The organism is Paraburkholderia sp. J12 (assembly GCF_905220215.1).
Lineage (GTDB): Bacteria > Pseudomonadota > Gammaproteobacteria > Burkholderiales > Burkholderiaceae > Paraburkholderia.
Window position 1 is genome coordinate 118,852 of record NZ_CAJMZC010000003.1, and the last position, 17,998, is coordinate 136,849.

The following is a 17,998-nucleotide window of genomic DNA, read 5'->3' on the forward strand; positions in this document are numbered from 1 at the left end:
ACAAAATAGAGTGGCCGAGATTGTGAGAGCCACGTGCACATATTTGAGCAAGACTTCATATACTGAAGCGGGTTGTTACGTCCTTGGTACGCGACATCACGCCCGGCTCATCGAACATCAATGCATCGAATATGGCGTTCGCACGCAATTGGTGCGGTGTATGGCCCGTTGCGTTCTTGATAAATCGCCGGAAGCTTCGGGCGTCGGAATATCCAAGCCGTAGCGCGATTTCCCTGATGCTGTACGTTCCATCGCCGAGTAGCGTAAGGCTCGCATCCATCAGCATTTCTTGGCGTAAGTCGCGAAAGCGCGTACCTGCAGTGACCATCCTTCTCCGTAAGGTGGATGTGCTAATGTCCAAGCAGGTTGCTAGCACTTTCTCGTTAAGCTTCGTGAGCAACCCGCCTTGACCGGCGCACTCGAGATAGTGCCGCCCGCGGGTACATGAAAGCCAGTGCTGGGAGATACCCCACCAGATGTCGTCAGCAGGCGAACCCTGTCGCTGTTCGGCGAGAAGAATGGCGGGGAAGATCAACGCCGTCGTGCGACCAAATCGCACCGGCGCGCACATGGAATAATGCTTTTTTCCTATAAGCCAGTGCCCTTTGTTGCGAGTCGTCACTTCAAATGCGGGTAACGGCTGCCCCAAAAAGTAGCTAAGGATGCCAAAGAGTATACCCAGGTAGATTTCCTCAACGGAATGTGTGTTCGCACCAGCAAACTTCTCATCGCAATTAACACTCAGCGCTGCGTATATCCCCGACGTTCGAAGACATATTCGGAGAGGGTCGTTGAAGCTGTGAAATTCGGAAATCCCCCTAATCGCTGCGTCCAGTGTACTGCAACCAAGCGCTATGCGCGCAGCCAGAACTTGTCGACTGCCAGACATTGGGTATCGCCCAAGCCCCAGAAAGGTGTCACCCGTCTCAAGAGTCGCGATGAGATGCACCAAGCCGAGCTGCGCGAACGAGATATATTCAGCCGATTCATTAATTAAACTCTGGTTGAATAAGTTCCCCCGATGCAAACCCAGGGCCGCCAAAGAGTCCGAGCGCGCATAAGCCCACGAAATAGGGATACGTTGGAGTACTCCACTGTGCGGACCATTCATTCAATTCCCCCTCATGCATGCCGTTTCACTGAACACCCCCAATCGGCTCGATGGCAGTACGCTGCGGTGTTTAACACGACAAGAACTACCGCCTGGTGGCAGCCGGCATCTCCTTGGAGAATTCAGCGTAGCCGACCGCGCCAGCGAGGATCATAGTTTCGACCACGGCGGTCACCATTTAATCGCGGCCCGTTCGGTGCATCGATTGCTTCACGTGATGCTTGCCGCAAGATACTCGATCAACAGGCTGTACCGTCTGACATGTTTGCTTGCACTTCTCGCAACGACCTATATCTATTGCCAGAGTCACCACTGGGCATCAATGACCACCACGAACACCAAATCTTTCTTTTTCCTTTCACAAATCTCCCCCCCCAAGCTCACGCAATTGAAGCATTATCTCCGGCGCCCCAAGTGTGCTTCGAGTGGTCAAAATACCGCTATCAAGGCACTGCCACTGGTCGGGTGTGATTTCCTCAGAGAAGCTACGCTCGCAGGCACAGATCCAATCAAACCGCGCTGCGCGATGTATTGCGGCGAGAGCATGGCGAGAACGCACCATGGGATCGTAGTGCCCCAAAGCGGGCATCGCGCTGCCATAAGCCTACCGCATGGCAAGCATCTGAAGATCGTATTTTTCGCACTCCCCTCCCTACGCTAACCTATCCATATCGACTCGCCGCTGACAAGTAACACAAAAACGGCGAGTCCGATACTGCAATCCGTGACAGGCATCGTTATCACCGGGATGCTGGAATAGTTCCCCTCAACAGTTGTTTGCTTGCATGAGAAGTACAGACGAATAACGTCGCATACACTCTCGATCAAGCACAAATTTTACTAAGGAGTTCAAAATGAATACGCGCAATGCAATCGCTCTTTCTATTCTTGCCTTGGCTTCCGCGGGTTTCGCCTCCGCGGCTTCTGCACAAGCCCTCACTCGCGCCGAAGTGCGCGCGGATCTGATCCGCGTCGAGCAGGCCGGTTACAGCCCGTCGATCGGTAACGACGTGAACTATCCGGAGGACATTCAGGCAGCCGAGGCTAAGATCGCTGTGCAAGACAGCCAACGAGCGACGAACGATGCTGTGGGGGGTGCAACGATGACCGGCACTTCTGCCTCCGGCTCCCCCCTGCACCTGCCTAAGCCCTCGCCGTCGTCGTGCGTCGGTCCCGCGAGCTATTGCAACGTCTATTTCGGAAGTTGATTGTTTTTTGTCGCCCATTCAAAACTATCGCGCGATAGGCCTGCCCTCGGTACACGCCCCATTCTGCGATCAAATCGAGGACTTTCACCGGCGGCGAGCGGCTCATTGAATCGAGCCGCTCGCCCGCAAACCACCCTGCCGACCACGGAACGACCCGAATCTTCAAAGCCTGCATCTGCAAGATGGGTTTCAGCGTCTTCTAAACGACGCCGTCCTGGACCCACCTATCTGCCGCCTCAAAAGATTCAGCAACTGACGCTTTCTGGCATGACACATGCCGCCCTACACTTCAAGCAACATATAAAAAGTCGCTTCTCTTCGCTTCGGCAAACATCAATGCACGGGCCGGTTGTCTTCCTGCGGCAACGCGGCGGCTCCAGCGGCGCAAGGAGCCTGGCATGACTAATGTGCTCTCCAACCAGATCGTCATTGGTAGCAACGCCTATGATGAATACACCCATGTTACCTGGCTGGATCGGCACGTCTACCGCCGCATAGTGCAGCTAAGTAACGTCTGCTTGCAATAGCAGAATGCGACTCGCCAGTGCAGGGACAACCGATCCTCACGAGGAAAAAGAAACAACACTCAGCGGTGCGAACCGTAATAAGGTCGCATGGAACTTCTTTTCGCATCATTTCAGGTTTTCAAAGTGATGCAAAAACATACATCCCGATGCGTGATGTCAATGTCGTGTCAAGTCCATTCGGACTTGGCGCACCGCATGCAAAGCAACGCAGTTAAGCAATCCGATGAGGATGAGACATGGACATACATGACAACCTGATCGAACAGGTGCCGCGCTTGCGACGCTATGCGCGGGCGCTGGTCAACAACCGGGAACTGGCCGACGATCTCGTGCAGGACACGCTAGAGCGCGCGCTCGGACGTAGCAAACTGTTTTGTTCGGGCACCGACCTGCGTGCGTAGTTCTTCACGATCATGCATAACCTCTGCGCAAACCAGGTACGCAAGTCGTCGTCGCGTGGCACGCACATCTGTCTGGATAACGAGAGCGTGTCCGAAGCCGAGTACGCGATTTCTACGGGCCAACTGGGTATGCTGGAAGTGCGCGACCTCGACTATGCGCTGCAACGCCTTGCTGCCGAGCAGCGTGCGGTGGTGTTACTTGTGGGCCGGGAGGAAATGGGTTGCGCCGATGTGGCACTGCCTCTCGATATTCCGGTTGACACGGTGATGTCGCGGCTGTCGAGAGGGTGGCAGAGACTGATGGCACTCATGGACTGGAGGACGATACGCTTGTCGAAGCGCGAGTCAGTGACTAACTCTTGCCAAACCGCCTGATGCGCACCCGCTACGACCGCGTGTTAGCTAAACCGTCGCTGGCATCGATATCGCCCTGATGATGAGGCTCGATATCGACGGAGGAACGTAACTTTCATGTATAACCGTCATGATGCCATCGCCGAATACTCCAGGCAGCTACCATGCCGCCACCTACTGTTTTAGTAGTCTCGCACACCGTATGATGATCGTTCCGCTGCTGCCATGTACCAACCGCTCTCACTCACTTCGCCGACTCGAAGGCCGCATCGTAAGGCATGCTTGGGCAACTGCGCTTTTATGGCCGCTGCGTCTTCGATGCGTATGCGCTGCGGACGCACAACGATGTCCATGATGCACTGAAGGCGCTGATCGCGTTCACGGTCGAGTGGCAGCGCGTGTCCGACAAACCAGCGTCGCCGTTCGGTCGCCGGCCCACGACGTACCCTGCGGTCTCAATACGGAGGTAGTGTGCGAGGGAGCCCTACCGCGGCCCTTTCCATGTGACGTGCGTACGCCCGGTAACTTTCAGACCGACGTACCTGCATGCGTATTCGAACCGATGCGGCGAACCAGATGTGCGAACAACGTCCCCAGGATCAGCAGCGTTGCGCCGGCAACACTGTTATCGGCACGCAGCAATGCGTCGGTGACATAGAGCGTTATGGAGGTCAACATCATCTGACAGGCGATGCGTATCGGCTTCGGGTTCATCGCTTCACCTGGCTTGTGTGCGACTATCAGAGGAGGGGGCGAATGATGGCCCTGCCCAATACCACGGACGAAGCCGGTTCAATGGCGGGATCGTCCTGGCGGCATCGGGCGGACCATCGACAATCAGCTGCCCGCGAAGATATTGCAATAGCTCACGGGACCGACACAGGCCGGTCGCACGTCTCCCGCCGCGGCAACCGGCGCGCCGGCCGCGGAGGTGCCCGACATCGACGAGCCACCTACCGAACTGTCCGCCTGCAGCGCGGCGACCTTGGCCTCCGCGGCCTGAATGTCCTGCGGATAGTTCTCTGCCGTCCCATTCGGGTTGTAGCCCGCCTGATCGAGGCGGATCAGGTCCGCGCGCACTTCGGCGCGTGTGAGGCCCTGTGCGAAGGCGGTCACCTCGATGCCGAGGCTACCGATCAACAGAATGGACAGTGCTGTTATACGGATAACATACATTTCGAATTCCTTATGTAAATCGATATTCAACTGAAAAGGAACCGATGCGCCGATTTCTCTGTATCCCACAACCGCAAAAACGTGACCGAGGCGACTATTCCAGGCAGCTATCTGCTATCGGCGTCGACTGGTTCTGCTACTTCGCGTTGATCGTCAAGATCCTCAGTAGCGAGCCGATGATTCAAGATTAATGGAAGGGATGCTGCACGAAAAATACGATGTTGCAATGCGTGCCATGTCCTGCAGCTATGGCAATGAAGTCATGTTTTCAGCATCCGGCCGTGCATACCTGGTCAGCCTGGATTGCATAGCTGGGCGTCTTCGTGTCGGATGCTGGCGCCTCTTCTACGCATCGGCGCTCCGACACGAGTTGCAGGCCTGCAAGAACCCGCTTCGCTATCTGGCGGAACCGCTCGACAGTTTCGTTTGATGGCGCCCCGACTGGACGGATGAGTCGGATCTGCCTTTGCACCACGACATCGCATACCGGAAGTAGAGAAAATTTTCCGCTGCGGATTTCCTCGATGACCGACATCAGAGGCAGGTAAGCTACGCCGCCTTGCATCAACAATAAGCGCTTGATGCCTTCCTGACTGTTCATGCGGAACCGGGGGTTGATCTTCAATCCGATGTCGGCATAGGCAGACGTGACGGCCGAGCTCAACCCGGAATGCGGGTCCGTGAGAAGCAACTCCCGATCGACCAGGTCACGTGCGACCGTACGCCGGCTCAGAAGCGGATGCGCCGGTATCGTGACGGCAACGATAGGATCGGCACCGAGGACTTCCGTTTCGAGATCGCCCTGATCGAACTTTTCTTCGACTATCCCAAACGAATTGACGCGCCGACGCACGGCGAGCGCCGCATCGGTCGAGCTCGCGAGCATTACTTCAACATTGAGATCCGGGAAGTCGTTCTGCAACTCGTGAATGATGGCCGGCACGAGATATGCGGCGACGCTTTCGGTCGCGCCAACCTTGAGCGTTGCATCCGTTCCGTTGGTAAGCTGCTTGATTTCGCGCTGCGCGTCGAATGCGAGACCGAAGATCGTCTCGGCATAGCGGAACAGCACGCTACCAGCGTGCGTCAGGATAACCCCGCGCGAATGCCGATCGAATAGCGTAACGCCAAGTCTCGCTTCGAGGTCCTTGATCTCTCTCGTGACGGCAGGCTGACTGACGCATAGCTTCTCTGCGCCGCGGCTCACGCTACCTACTCGTGCGACCTCGAAGAACGCCATCAGGTGTGTGAAATTCATGGTTGCTTCTCCACGTTATCGGTGACGTCGCCAATCTGGTGTGAACCTGCATCGAATGTTCCCGCGATGGACGACGGGAATTTATCCACGCGAACTGGATGGTCTCGAATCGATTTGATCGTGCGCGATTGGACCCATATTGGCGACTCGTTGCATGTTGCATCGAGTGTATGCAGCCATTTGCGGATCAGAAAGCGTCAGTTGATGAGTGTTTTTGGGCAGCAGACAGTGAGGGAACTCGAAGGTGCTGCTTGCTTGAAGCCGCGAAGATAATTCGGAGAGGAGAGTTTTGAGGGAGGCAGAGCGTGAATCCTCGTCGGGCTTGACTAGACTCGATCGTGAAGGATTGTTTTGTACTGCTCCTGGAATTAAAGAAGCTAGACGGGTTACCGTTGCTGCAGCGTGACGAGACGTGTATCGATCGACTCGGTCATCGTGCGGGCAATTCGACGTATTCCTTCCGTCATCTGGTCGTTGCCCGTTCCGCCGAAGGACAGCCGGATTTTCTGGCTAACGACATGTTCGGGGTAGAACAGTGCCCCAGGAGCAAAGATGACACCGCGCGGAGCGGATTGGTCGAGCAGTTTTGCGGTATCGCAGTCAGGCAGCGACCCCCATGCGAACATCCCGCCCTGTAGCGGGTTGGTATCGACAATGAGGTCCCTCAGTTCCCGCCGCAGAATACGCAGCATTGCGGCTGCTTTTGCATGGTAGTGACGGCGGATGCGGCCTAGCGCAACTTCGAACCGACCGGTGTTCAGATAATGATAGGCGACGAGTTGCGTAAGGTGCGACGCGAAATCCGCCGACCGGAACCGCCTGGTCGCATGCCTGAGGAGCGAAGCGTCAGCAACGAACCATCCCAGGCGCAGCGTTTGCGGAAACAGGCTTTCAAGACTCGACGCGTAGATCACTTGCCGGCGTTCAACGTCGTTCGCCAGACTGATCAGTGGCGGTGGTGGAGACTCATGGAAATAGAGCTCTGCATACCCATCATCCTCGAGTACGAAGCAATCGTAGGCCACGGCAAGCTGCAGAATCTGCTTGCGTTTGCGCAGCGACGTGACGAACCCCGTCGGGTTGGCGAAATTCGGTGTGATGCAGAGGAGCGCAGGCCGATGCCTCGCCAACGCGAACTCGAGCTGGTCAAGCATCACGCCGTCCCGATCGACCGGCACTGGCACCACATGAGCGCCGGCCCGCGTGAGCGTATCCACTGATGAGGGTGGCGAAGGCGTCTCGACGAGCACACGGTCGCCTGGAGCAAGCACGGCCGCAGCGATGGTCATCAGCGTGTGCTGGAGATTGCTCGTCAGTACGAGTGCACTCGCATCGACAGGAATGCCTTTCGCTCGCATACGCTCCGCAAGCAGTTCACGTAACGGCAAGTATCCTTCTGGTGCGTTCTGCCGGAAGAGTTCCGTCCCGGAGGCCTTCGCCACGCATTGCATTGCTTCGCGGATGCCCGCAGTATCGATGACGCGGTTGCTGACCGTACCCTGGGCAAACGAAATCAGGCCGGAGGCGGCCGCCATATGGCCTTGTTCTAGCCCGGACAGAATGCAGGCATTCTTCCAGCAAGGATGATTGTGGAGGTTCATAACGGTTTCTATCCAGTCTGCATCCGCTTTCGCGGGCCATGATGCGCGTGCATGGGCGCACGCCGACCTGTGGATAGAAGATATTTCCAACGAGACGGTGTTGACAGCAGCAGATCGCGTTTATTTTGCGGCAGCAGTTTTCGGAAGAGGTTATGTGGTCGTCGTCGACTTTCGGCAGCTCAACTGATGTTCGGGCGGGTTGCGTCGTCGACCGGCAGCAAAGGCTGGGATGGCGAAGGCAACGCGGCGTGGTCATCCCGCGACAGTAGTGTGTCGAGGAGTTCGCCCAGCGTCTTGATCGCGTCGGCCATCTTCGGTGTCCATGGATGTCCGCAGTTCAAGCGAATGTAATTTCCATAGAGGTTGCCGCGGCTGAAAATGGTGCCGGGGGTCACGTTGATGCCATGCGTCAGCGCGCTGGCATGCAACTGCATCGCATCGACTTCCGCCGGCAGGCGCAGCCACAGAAAGTAGCCGCCGGCGGGCCGGTGATAACGGATGCTGCGCGGCAACGCAGCCTGAATGGCCTCCTCCATCGTTTCCATTTGATGATTGAGGGTCGTTCTCAGCTTTCGCAGATGTTTCTCGAATCCGCCATGCTGCAAATATTCGGCCAACCCTGCCTGAATCGGTCCGCTTGTCGAGATACTGGTCATCAGTTTTTGCCGCCGCACAGCGTCCGCGAAGCGTCCGGCCGCGACCCAGCCCAGGCGGTACCCCGGTGCGAGCACTTTCGATAGTGACGTGCAATGCATCACGAGTCCTTCCGTATCGAATGCTTTCGCCGGGGGCGGGCGCTCGGGACCGAAGTACAACTCTCCGTATACATCGTCTTCGATCAGCGGGCACTGGTATTTCGCCAGGAGTGCGACGAGCGCCCTCTTCTTCTCCCGCGAAAGGGACGCACCGGTCGGGTTCTGAAAATTCGTCATCGCCCAGACAGCCCGCACGGGATGCGCCCGGAGTGCGGACTCGAGTACGCCCAGATCGAGGCCAGTGACCGGATCCACCGGAATTTCTACGGCGCGCAGGCCAAAGCGCTCGACGGCCTGCAACGCGGCATAAAAGCACGGCGACTCGATGGCCACGATGTCGCCGGGTTTGGTGACGGCAAGAAGGCACAGGTTCAACGCTTCGAGCGCACCATTGGTGATCAGGATTTCGTCGAGCGTCTGCGGCGCCCCCATCGTGGTGTAGCGCAGTGCGATCTGCCTGCGCAAATGTTCGTTTCCCGGCGGCATGTCGAGCACCGAGTTCCACGGGCCGAGCGTGCGACCCGCCTGGGACATGGCCCGGGAAAGTCGATAGAGCGGAAACAGCATCGGCGACGGGAAAGCCGAGCCGAGCGGCACGATCCCCGGGTGCCGAACCGCGTCCAGCACCGAAAAGATTACGTCACTGACGCTGACGAGAGCCGGCGCCGGTGACTCGTCGCGGGCCGGGTTCTGTTGAACGTTCGCGACGACGCCCTGTGCGACGTAATACCCCGAGCGTTCGCGGACCTGGATGAGCCCACGCTCTTCGAGCAGGTAATAAGCGCGGAATACTGTGGTTTGACCAATCCCATACTGGGTAGTCAGCGTGCGGACCGACGGAAGCCGTGTACCTGCCTTAATGCGGCCCGCAGCAATCTCCGTCGCGATCGTATTGGCGAGTTCTTCATAGCGCTTCATTATCGCCTCACGGACGGACACTGGAAATAAATCGTACGCGTTAGAATCGCACTCCCATTCCGCCGTGCCGGCCACTCCGCGATCTCACACATGGTGAATGACCTCGACGTACTAAGGCGACTGGATCTGTACTGGAGCACCCATGCTTTCCGGCTGCCCCGGAACGATCACCAGATAGCGCCGCTCTGGGGTGGCTGTTTCACTTACCAGTTGCCGAATAGCCCCATCGGCATTGACGATTGCGCTACCCGCTGGATTGGTCATGAAGGCCGCCAAGGGCTGCAGCACTCCATGCCCATCGGGTGAATGCGCCAATGCCAGCACATAGGGTGACTTCGGCACAAGACCCGTAACTGCGGCCTGTAGCACCTGCACAAGTCCTTGATCAAACAAACTCACGCTAGTCATCGGCGCAGCACCTGGTGCCGCCAGTGAGATGTGGGCCGTCTCCCCCGCCAGGCCGAGCGGCTGGAGGTGCTCTCGATCGTCTCCGGGCGCCGCAGCGCCGGACACGTAGGTCACTGCCTGGGGGGCCTGCCCGATAGGGATCGTGGCGATGACACGGTTTTCCAGCGTGTCGATCGCAACATAGCATCCTGATTCTCCAGGCCCACGTAGACCCGCGTTCCATCGCCTGACGGCCATATCCCATGAGGAAGCTTCCCGACTGGAATGGTCGCCACCTGCGCAAAGTTATCCCGGCGGAAAGCCAGAACCTCGTTGAGGCCACCGACCGTGACGTATGCGAATCGGCCCTTCGCGTTGTCCGCGAAATTGACATGGTTGGTGATCGGACCGGTGTCGAGAATCTTCAACGTGTTGAACGGTGGTCGACCATTGATCACAACGGTTTTGCCAACATCCTTGAGTGTGTACCAAACCTGCTCGCCATCCGGGCTCGCCGCGATGTTCGGGCAAAACGGGCTGGGCTGGGGAACCCGCCCGACCTCACTGTGGGACTTAACGTCGAAGACCACCAACTCGGGTATGAAAGAGGAACACACGTAGCCGTACTTCCCGTCGGGAGAGAAAATTGTCATGCCGGGGCCATTCGGCGTGTGGATACGCCCAATCTCCTTGTAGGTCCGGCCATCCAGCACGGCCACGTAATCCTCGCCGCGCACGGTTACCCAAACCTCGCTGCCGTCGGGGGTGAAGAAAGCCTCATGCGGCGAGCGACCGACGTAGGTCGTGGCCTTCACTGTGTTTGTCTTCGTGTCGATAAAGGTCACCGAATTCGATCCGATCGACACTACCGCGATCGTCTGCCTGTCCGGAGAGAAGCCCATACCATGCACAAGGACCTGGCCGCGATAAAGTGGGCTGAAATTGCCCGGCTGCGGGTCTCCCAACCGAATAACGCCCAGCAGTTCGTTCGACGCGGGGTCGATGACCGAAACGGTATTGGAAAATTGCTCCGCCGCATACACCCGATCAGCATGGCTAACCGAGATGTTCGACGCGGAGGTCGCAAAAGGAGCTTGTCCAGCTTGCGCAGCACTGGCCAGGCAACAAACGCTGAATGCGACAGCCAATATCTCTTGGGTCTTCATTTCGACATATCCTCCATCGGATGACCGGTGGGAGTTGGGCCCGAACCCGGTGCGAGAGACGCCCCGGTCTGAGTCGGTGCCGCTGTCGGGGGTGGTAGCTGCTGCCCCAACGCCAGCCGCATGGCGGCGATCTCCTGCTGCTGATCGACGATGATTTCCTGGGCGATCCGGCGCAGTTGCTCGTTGCGCCCGTAGCGCAATTCAAGTACCGCCATGTCAATGGCGCCCTGATGATGAGGGATCATCGTCGCCGCGAAATCCTCATCCACATCGCCTGTCGGCTTTGTCACCATCCCCGTCATCATCTTGTCCATTGCTCGCTGGTTCCCAGCCAGGAACAGCCGTTCACTTTCTCCTGCGGCCGCAGCTCGAGCGGAACAAAGACCGGTATCCGCTACGATTGCACGCTCGCTATCCTTGCCGCTCGCAGTTCGGACAGCGCTTAAAGAAATCGCGGCGATAACCGATAAGACACCGCATAATAGCGAGCCGAAAAAATTCCCTTTTACCATATGGAGTCCAGAATATCTTGAGAACTTCTGCGAAGCGCTATTCGGTGAATGCCCATCGAATGGTAAGGCGAGGTTAAGTCGATGCGACGGCGTTTCTGATCTTTGTGCCCGTATCGGGATCTATGTTGTCCCAATACCAAAGGAAGCGCTCCCGTATTTCTTCGAGCCGAAGTTGCCGATATTGACCGACGAGAGTCTGGATCAGGCGAGCCCGCTGGACTTCACTGTAAACCTCTCGCACAAGCACGCCGGCCTGGCGGAAATCATCATCGTCCGCGCGCCTGGTATACGCTGACCGCATTAGATCCCCGTCAGCCCTCCACCCCCCGATCTCCGCAGCCAGCGTCGGATCGGCCTTCGGGCCACCAAAGGAATTTGGCGCGTATACCGGCATCTTGCCTGGTTTAAAAAAATGACGGAGGTGGCCGTCCTTGGCGTAGCTGTGTACGTCACTTTGGGGCCGATTCACGGGAAGCTCGTTGTAGTTCGAGCCGATGCGGTAGCGGTGCGCATCGGCGTACGCGAACACACGCGCAAGCAACATCTTGTCGGGACTAACATCGATCCCGGGTACGAGGTTTGACGGTTCGAACGCCGCCTGTTCGATCTCCGCGAAGTAGTTCTCCGGATTGCTGTCCAGCACAAACTCGCCAATTCTTACCAGCGGATAATCCGAATGTGGCCACGTCTTGGTGAGATCGAACGGGTTGATCCGGTAGGTCTTCGCCTCTTCATATGGCATCACCTGGATGGATACCGTCCACCTTGGAAACTCGCCGCGTTCGATGGCCTCAAACAAGTCTCGGATATGATAGTCCGAATCCCGCGCCGTGATTACCGCCGCCTCTTCGTCGGTGAGGTTCTGCGAGCCCTGCTGGCTGTGGAAATGATACTTGATCCAGAAGCGCTCGCCGGCGGCGTTTATCCATTGATAGGTGTGCGAGCCGTAGCCGTTCATTTTGCGCCAGTTGGCGGGCAAGCCACGATCGCCCATGAGGTACGCGACCTGATGGGCGCTCTCAGGAGAGAGCGTCCAGAAATCCCACTGCATCTCCGGGTCCCGGAGATTTCTGTCGGGCAACCGCTTCTGCGAGCGGATGAAGTCAGGAAATTTGATCCCGTCGCGGATGAAGAATACCGGCGTGTCGTTGCCGACAATGTCGTAATTTCCTTCGGACGTATAGAATTTCAGCGCGAAGCCGCGGAGATCGCGCCAAGTGTCCGGCGATCCCATTTCTCCCGCAACTGTTGAGAATCGCGCCAGCATCTCCGTCTCGACACCGGGCTGAAAAAGGGCGGCGCGCGTATACGCACTAACGTCTTCGGTAACGGTTAGCTTGCCAAAAGCTCCACCGCCTTTTGCATGAACGACGCGCTCTGGAACGCGCTCACGATTGAACTGAGCGAGTTTTTCGACGAGGTAAACATCGTGCAGAACAACCGGACCATCGGAGCCAACCGTCCGCGAATATTCATCGGACGCTATCGCAGCACCGGCAGTCGTTGTCGTGAAGTTCCTGGCAGTCATGGTCCAGCTCCTCGGCGAGGGTAGCCGCCCCCGATACGCGCGACCAAAGGAAGCCGTGCCGTGAGCGGTGGAAATTCTCGGGCCAGGCATTTGCACTAGTCGCGCACGGTATTCTGAAGATACGACGAAGTCACGATCTTCATGGATCGCGCCAAACTAGAACTGCCATGCGGCCGCTCCGGCTAGACGCTTCCATTGTTCGAACACCTAACCCTTAATGAAGGCCAGGAGATCCGGGTTGATCACGTCCGCATTCGTCGTGAGCATGCCATGGGGAAAGCCTGGGTAAATCTTGAGCGTGCTGTTCTTGATCAACTTGGCCTGAAGCACCGATGCGTCCTTGTAGGGCACGACTTGATCGTCGTCGCCCTGGATGACCAGCGTCGGTACTGTAATCGCCTTCAGGTCCTCCGTCTGATCGGTCTCCGAAAAGGCTTTGATACCCTCATAATGTGCATTAGCGGCACCCATCATGCCCTGGCGCCACCAGTTGTCGATAATTCCCTGAGAAACCTTTGCGCCCGGGCGATTGAAACCATAGAACGGCCCCGACGCCACATCGAGGAAGAATTGCGTCCGGTTGTCGGCGAGAGCCTTGCGGAAGCCGTCAAACACACCGATCGGTGTACCGTCGGGGTTCTTCTCGGTCTTGAGCATCAGCGGTGGAACGGAGCTAACCAGAACGGCTTTGGCGACGCGGCCCTGCGGTTCACCAAATCGCGCGACATACCGGGCAACTTCGCCGCCGCCAGTCGAATGGCCGATATGGACAGCATTCCTGAGGTCAAGATGCTCGGCCACGGCCGAGGCATCCGCAGCATAGTGGTCCATGTCGTGACCGTCACCGACTTGGGTTGAACGGCCATGCCCACGGCGATCGTGCGCAACGACGCGGTACCCATGAGCGAGGAAAAAGAGCATCTGTGCATCCCAATCGTCCGAGCTCAGTGGCCAACCGTGATGGAAGACGATTGGCTGAGCATTCTTGGGCCCCCAATCCTTGTAGAAAATATCAACCCCGTCTTTGGTCCTGACGAATGACATGATGTTAGCTCCTGTTGGCTGCGTGGACTTGTGAGATGCCGCTCCGGTTTTCGTGCCGACTGCAAAGACGGGCGCGCTCACCGCAGAGACTGCGAGAGCTCCCGCGCCGACTAGCACGTCCCGTCGAGAGACAGTAGAGCGTGATGCGTCTGAAGTTGTTTTCATTTTCATGCTCAAGAGAGTGGGGAGACGAACCCGATTCCTGAAACAAACAATGCGAGTTCAGGCGACTATTCACTTCATTTCATTGTCTTACCCTATAGCCTTTCGACTAAACGGCGGGAGACACACGAAAGTTTATCCAGTTGGCTGAAACGGACAAGCTGACAACTTCGCTTAAACTGGGATGCGGATGGGGACAAATTCGCTCAGCAGTTGAGACAGCCCGACGTTGATGCTCCGTTCGGCTATCTTCTTTCATGGATTTCCAATTGTGCCTACGAAAGAATGCGAATTAGCGGCTAAGCCCGTTGGCCACCCCCATGATGCGGGCAATGACTTCGGGTTCGAGCGCCCCCATCGAGGTGGCGTCACTGTTTGTTCGAAGTTGATCAGGCGTTAGCCCGGTTGCACCCTTGATGAAACGCCGGTAACTACGGACGTCGGCGTATCCAAGTTCCGCTGCAATCGAACTTATGCTCCGCGAACCATCGGCCAGGAGGCTGAGACTGGCTCTGACCAACGTTTCCTCGCGGAAATGACGAAAGGTACCTCCAGAGGCGCTATTCTTCCGTCGAAACGTGGCGGGACTGATTCCGAGTTCGTCACAAAGCGCCGTGGTATTGAGTTGCCGGATCGAGGCGGCGCAGTGGCTTACTCTCGTGTGAACTCCGTGGGCGTGCGAGAGCCAGCATTCAAGTACGGCCCACCAGATATCGTCAGTCGGAATACCTTGACGGCGCTCGGCCAACAACGACCTGGAAAACCGGATCGCCGCCACCGGGCCAAGGTGTAGCGGAACCGCAATCGACCAGTGGCGGGTGCTAGAGGCGAAGGCTCGGTTGCGGGTTACGATAGCGGTCACCGGAAAGCGTCGGCCGAGGAAGTAACTCAATCCCCCAAACAGGGTGCTAATGTATATGTCTTCGATGGCGGGCGCGTTCTCACCACCCAATGCGTCGTCACAGAATACGCAGAGTTCGGCTTCCGACGCGCGGATCCTTAGACCGATGGAGATCGACTGTCCCGTTTCATGAAATCGCGCAAGACTACGCAGCGCACATTCAAGCGTGTCACAGCCCATCATCACTCGGAGCATCAGAACGATTTGAGATGGAGGGAACGAGCGCCGCCCGAGGCCGCCAAATTTGTCGTCGGTCTCTTTGATTGAAATTAGATAGAGTAAAACGAGTTGGGCAAAGGAAACATCCGTCTGCGTTTTTGGATCGACGAGAGCCTCTCGAAATATAACGTCGCGTGATAAGCCGCGCGATACCGCACCTTCAGAACGTGCGTACGCCATAGCAATAGGGACGGCAGGCGGATGGCTGATCAGGGGTTTTAATGTCACGCGCTCCCCCTCCCTTTGGGTGAGGTTTAAATTCTAGACGATAGTGGGTCGCCGAACCGGGGCGAGCGTATCTGCACCCGCCGGGCTCACCGAGTCCTTCTTCCCCGTTCGGCTCACCTCAGTCATCATATTTTGACTCATGTCGTTGCCCCCTATTTCTTCGCAGTCAATCCATACCTTGTCGCGACGGAGTCACCGGCACCACCAGCGCACCGCTTCAGCGTGTTTCTTTTCACCGCCTGGCCAACCAGCAGAAGCGCCGCGCGACTGATGGCAAGTCGCAACGAGCTGCCGCGAACACATAGGCTGTTATAAGGCAAGCTCCCCGACAGCCTTGTTGGCCCTCGATACGGCATCGGCGGCCAAATCGGGAATGTTCATGCCCTCGGCCCGAACGGTCTGCACATCCACGATGCCAATGAAGCCAAGAATTTGGCGAAGATAGGGCTCGACAAAATCCCAGGAGCGCCACGGGCCTCCGGTGAAGACGCCTCCTGAAGCCAGAACCAGAATGGCTTTCTTGCCTTTTGCCAGACCGAGGACGCCGCCGTCAGAGTATTGGAAGGTTCTTCCTGGCCGAACGACCAAATCGATCCATGCTTTGAGGGCAGAAGGAATGCCGAAATTCCACATCGGCGTCGCGATAACCAGAACGTCGGATTCCAGGAGCTCGTCTGTTAGTTGATCCGACTGGTGGGCCACTTCCTTCAGCCTTTCCGCCTCGGCCGGGTCCTTCGTCGAGATGGCTGGGAGCGTGATTTCGTCCAAATGAGGAAGATGCTCGGCGGCCAGGTCGCGGCGCACGAACTTTGCCGACGGATAGTGGTCGGTGAGCCGTGCAGCGAGCATATCGGCGACCGCTCGACTCGCCGAGTCCTTGCCCCTCGGGCTCACCTCGATCATCAAAATTTGCGTCATATCGGTATCTCCTAATTCTTGGCAGTCAATGCATTCCAGGCCGCATGAGAGTCCATGTAGTCCCTCCAGGACGTGATCTTCCGGTTTCCGATCTTGATGATTGAGCAGAACCGATTGTTGTATTTCGTGCCTGTCGCGAGGATGGTTCCGTGGACCTCGTATTCGATGACGCAACCGTCGCCCGTCCTGTGGGTAATCAACTTATCGGCGGACTGAAGTGCAATGTTGTCGACATACCCCCTGAACGCAGCCATCAGAGCGGTCCGTCCTTCGATAACGCGAGGCCAACCCAGATCGTAGAGAACCTCGTAGATGACGTCGTCGGCGACGATGTCGAAGAAATGTTCACCATCGACGAAGTCACCTAGCGCTCCTCGAACCAGATTGAAGTAAGGGTCTGCGGCCTCGTAGGCAGCATATTTGGGCTTCGGCATTCCAAACTCCTTGCGCGCTTCGGCAGGTTACTTACAGAATGAGAGTTGAATATAAATCGGAAGCTTTTCTCAAGGAAGAAGGCACCTTAAATTCAGTCACTAACGTCGAGGTAAGTTATGAAGAAGTCGGGCAAAGGCAGTCAACTGGACCCCGCTGCGATTTGCAGAAGCTCGGACCCGATGGCGGTTCGGGAACTGCTGACGAAGATCGGCGACAAGTGGACGATCTTCGTCGTGCTGTCGCTCGACCTCCTCGGCGGACGCGCACGATTTTCCCAGCTTGAACGTGCGGTTCCGGGGATCTCGCAGCGAATGCTTTCCGTGACCCTGAAGAATCTCGAGCGCGACGGACTGGTGATTCGCGAGGTGTTTCCTGAAGTGCCGCCGCGCGTTGAATACGAGATGACAGACCTCGGGCGGAGCCTGCTGCTCCCGACACAGGGATTGGTCGATTGGGCCAAAGACAACTGGGAACAAGTCAGGCAGGCTCAATCCACCTATGACGCGAAATAGCGGCTCTCTTATGCGAGACCGGCACCGAGTGTTTTTGCCGCGACTTATCGCCTGGCACTATCCAGCCGTTAGCCATGCCAAATGTTGTGCCTACAACCTCGAGCCGAATTTCCGCTTCAGCGAGAACCAGCACATGCCGAGCGCGAGTGGCCGACCCAGACGAGCCCTCTGCTCTTCTGAAACTCCGACCGGCCGATGGGATACGGGGCTGACGAAACCATACACGCCGGCCAGGCCTCTCTCCTCCTCCAGGCTGATCAGCCCCGCTGTTCTCAGACAGGAAATCACGGCTCCCCATTTTGCTGCGTTGTAGCTCGGGTCATTCAATGCCGTCAGGCTTTCCGCAAGGTCGACAGCCAGCGTTTCTAGCGCGATACGTGCGTCGTTAAGAGACGCGTTGTAATTCGGAGGTGTCGCACGAAACATTACTGTCGATTCGTTGATCATGCGGGGCGCGGTGCGCCGAAACGATCATGGCCTTCTGGGCTCCGCAGCGAGGACTCTTACACCCGGAGCTCGTGCGGGAACACATCGTTGCCCTCTATTTGGCACTGTCATTCCTCCGCGAAAGCTCAAACGATTCGAGCGGTTTATTAGAACAACAACACCTGACGCACTTTATTCCCACGGATCACACAACACCCTATTGAAACCAGTGTCATCGCCCATATCGTAGA

The 17,998-nt window shown here is 57.2% G+C and carries 16 protein-coding genes and 2 pseudogenes; 4 read left to right on the forward strand and 14 right to left on the reverse strand.

Annotation, left to right across the window (positions count from 1 at the left end):
- Positions 1-55: 55 nt before the first annotated feature.
- Positions 56-1,111: an AraC family transcriptional regulator gene (locus U5760_RS09255; RefSeq protein WP_322011229.1), complete on the reverse strand. Its 1,056-nt coding sequence runs from the start codon at positions 1,109-1,111 to the stop codon at positions 56-58.
- Between the two features lie 854 nt (positions 1,112-1,965).
- Between U5760_RS09255 and U5760_RS09260 the strand changes: the two genes are divergently transcribed.
- The 3 genes and pseudogenes from U5760_RS09260 to U5760_RS09270 all read left to right on the forward strand — a co-directional run bounded on the left by U5760_RS09260 (position 1,966) and on the right by U5760_RS09270 (position 3,622).
- Positions 1,966-2,319 carry a DUF4148 domain-containing protein gene (locus U5760_RS09260; protein WP_322011231.1) on the forward strand — a complete coding sequence of 118 codons (354 nt, stop codon included), beginning with the start codon at positions 1,966-1,968 and terminating at the stop codon, positions 2,317-2,319.
- Between the two features lie 398 nt (positions 2,320-2,717).
- Complete coding sequence (locus tag U5760_RS09265) at positions 2,718-2,846, forward strand: hypothetical protein (RefSeq protein WP_322011232.1); 129 nt, start codon at positions 2,718-2,720, stop codon at positions 2,844-2,846.
- Between the two features lie 236 nt (positions 2,847-3,082).
- A pseudogene (locus U5760_RS09270) lies at positions 3,083-3,622 on the forward strand (RNA polymerase sigma factor).
- A gap of 507 nt (positions 3,623-4,129) precedes the next feature.
- Here U5760_RS09270 and U5760_RS09275 read toward each other — a convergent pair.
- From U5760_RS09275 to U5760_RS09330, 12 genes and pseudogenes are all read right to left on the reverse strand, one after another.
- Positions 4,130-4,315, reverse strand: coding sequence for a hypothetical protein (locus tag U5760_RS09275; protein ID WP_322011233.1), 186 nt, complete (start codon positions 4,313-4,315; stop codon positions 4,130-4,132).
- A gap of 123 nt (positions 4,316-4,438) precedes the next feature.
- Entirely contained in the window at positions 4,439-4,777 is a 339-nt protein-coding gene (locus U5760_RS09280) for a DUF4148 domain-containing protein (RefSeq protein ID WP_322011234.1), read from the reverse strand.
- Positions 4,778-5,045: 268 nt separating this feature from the next.
- Complete coding sequence (locus U5760_RS09285; RefSeq protein ID WP_322011236.1) at positions 5,046-6,035, reverse strand: LysR family transcriptional regulator; 990 nt, start codon at positions 6,033-6,035, stop codon at positions 5,046-5,048.
- Between the two features lie 386 nt (positions 6,036-6,421).
- A complete protein-coding gene (locus U5760_RS09290; protein ID WP_322011237.1) occupies positions 6,422-7,636 on the reverse strand; it encodes a PLP-dependent aminotransferase family protein in 1,215 nt (404 codons plus the stop codon).
- 179 nt (positions 7,637-7,815) lie between these two features.
- Positions 7,816-9,309 carry a PLP-dependent aminotransferase family protein gene (locus U5760_RS09295; protein WP_322011238.1) on the reverse strand — a complete coding sequence of 498 codons (1,494 nt, stop codon included), beginning with the start codon at positions 9,307-9,309 and terminating at the stop codon, positions 7,816-7,818.
- 111 nt (positions 9,310-9,420) lie between these two features.
- Positions 9,421-10,862 (reverse strand): annotated as a pseudogene (locus U5760_RS09300) (YncE family protein).
- On the reverse strand, positions 10,859-11,323 hold the full coding sequence (locus tag U5760_RS09305; protein ID WP_415914078.1) for a DUF305 domain-containing protein: 465 nt from the start codon (positions 11,321-11,323) through the stop codon (positions 10,859-10,861). The pseudogene U5760_RS09300 and the gene U5760_RS09305 overlap by 4 nt, the downstream one beginning before the upstream one ends.
- Positions 11,324-11,447: 124 nt before the next feature.
- Positions 11,448-12,902, reverse strand: coding sequence for a catalase (locus U5760_RS09310; RefSeq protein WP_322011240.1), 1,455 nt, complete (start codon positions 12,900-12,902; stop codon positions 11,448-11,450).
- A 207-nt stretch (positions 12,903-13,109) separates the two neighbouring features.
- On the reverse strand, positions 13,110-13,946 hold the full coding sequence (locus U5760_RS09315) for an alpha/beta hydrolase (protein WP_322011241.1): 837 nt from the start codon (positions 13,944-13,946) through the stop codon (positions 13,110-13,112).
- 454 nt (positions 13,947-14,400) lie between these two features.
- Positions 14,401-15,456 carry a helix-turn-helix domain-containing protein gene (locus U5760_RS09320; RefSeq protein WP_322011242.1) on the reverse strand — a complete coding sequence of 352 codons (1,056 nt, stop codon included), beginning with the start codon at positions 15,454-15,456 and terminating at the stop codon, positions 14,401-14,403.
- A 309-nt stretch (positions 15,457-15,765) separates the two neighbouring features.
- A complete protein-coding gene (locus U5760_RS09325; RefSeq protein WP_322011244.1) occupies positions 15,766-16,374 on the reverse strand; it encodes an FMN-dependent NADH-azoreductase in 609 nt (202 codons plus the stop codon).
- Positions 16,375-16,385: 11 nt separating this feature from the next.
- A complete protein-coding gene (locus U5760_RS09330; RefSeq protein WP_322011245.1) occupies positions 16,386-16,808 on the reverse strand; it encodes a nuclear transport factor 2 family protein in 423 nt (140 codons plus the stop codon).
- Positions 16,809-16,925: 117 nt separating this feature from the next.
- Between U5760_RS09330 and U5760_RS09335 the strand changes: the two genes are divergently transcribed.
- Positions 16,926-17,321, forward strand: a complete 396-nt coding sequence (locus U5760_RS09335) for a helix-turn-helix domain-containing protein (protein WP_322011246.1) — start codon at positions 16,926-16,928, stop codon at positions 17,319-17,321.
- A gap of 90 nt (positions 17,322-17,411) precedes the next feature.
- On the opposite strand, the gene U5760_RS09340 is transcribed toward U5760_RS09335, so the two are convergent.
- Positions 17,412-17,768 carry a hypothetical protein gene (locus U5760_RS09340; RefSeq protein ID WP_322011247.1) on the reverse strand — a complete coding sequence of 119 codons (357 nt, stop codon included), beginning with the start codon at positions 17,766-17,768 and terminating at the stop codon, positions 17,412-17,414.
- Between the last annotated feature and the right edge of the window lie 230 nt (positions 17,769-17,998).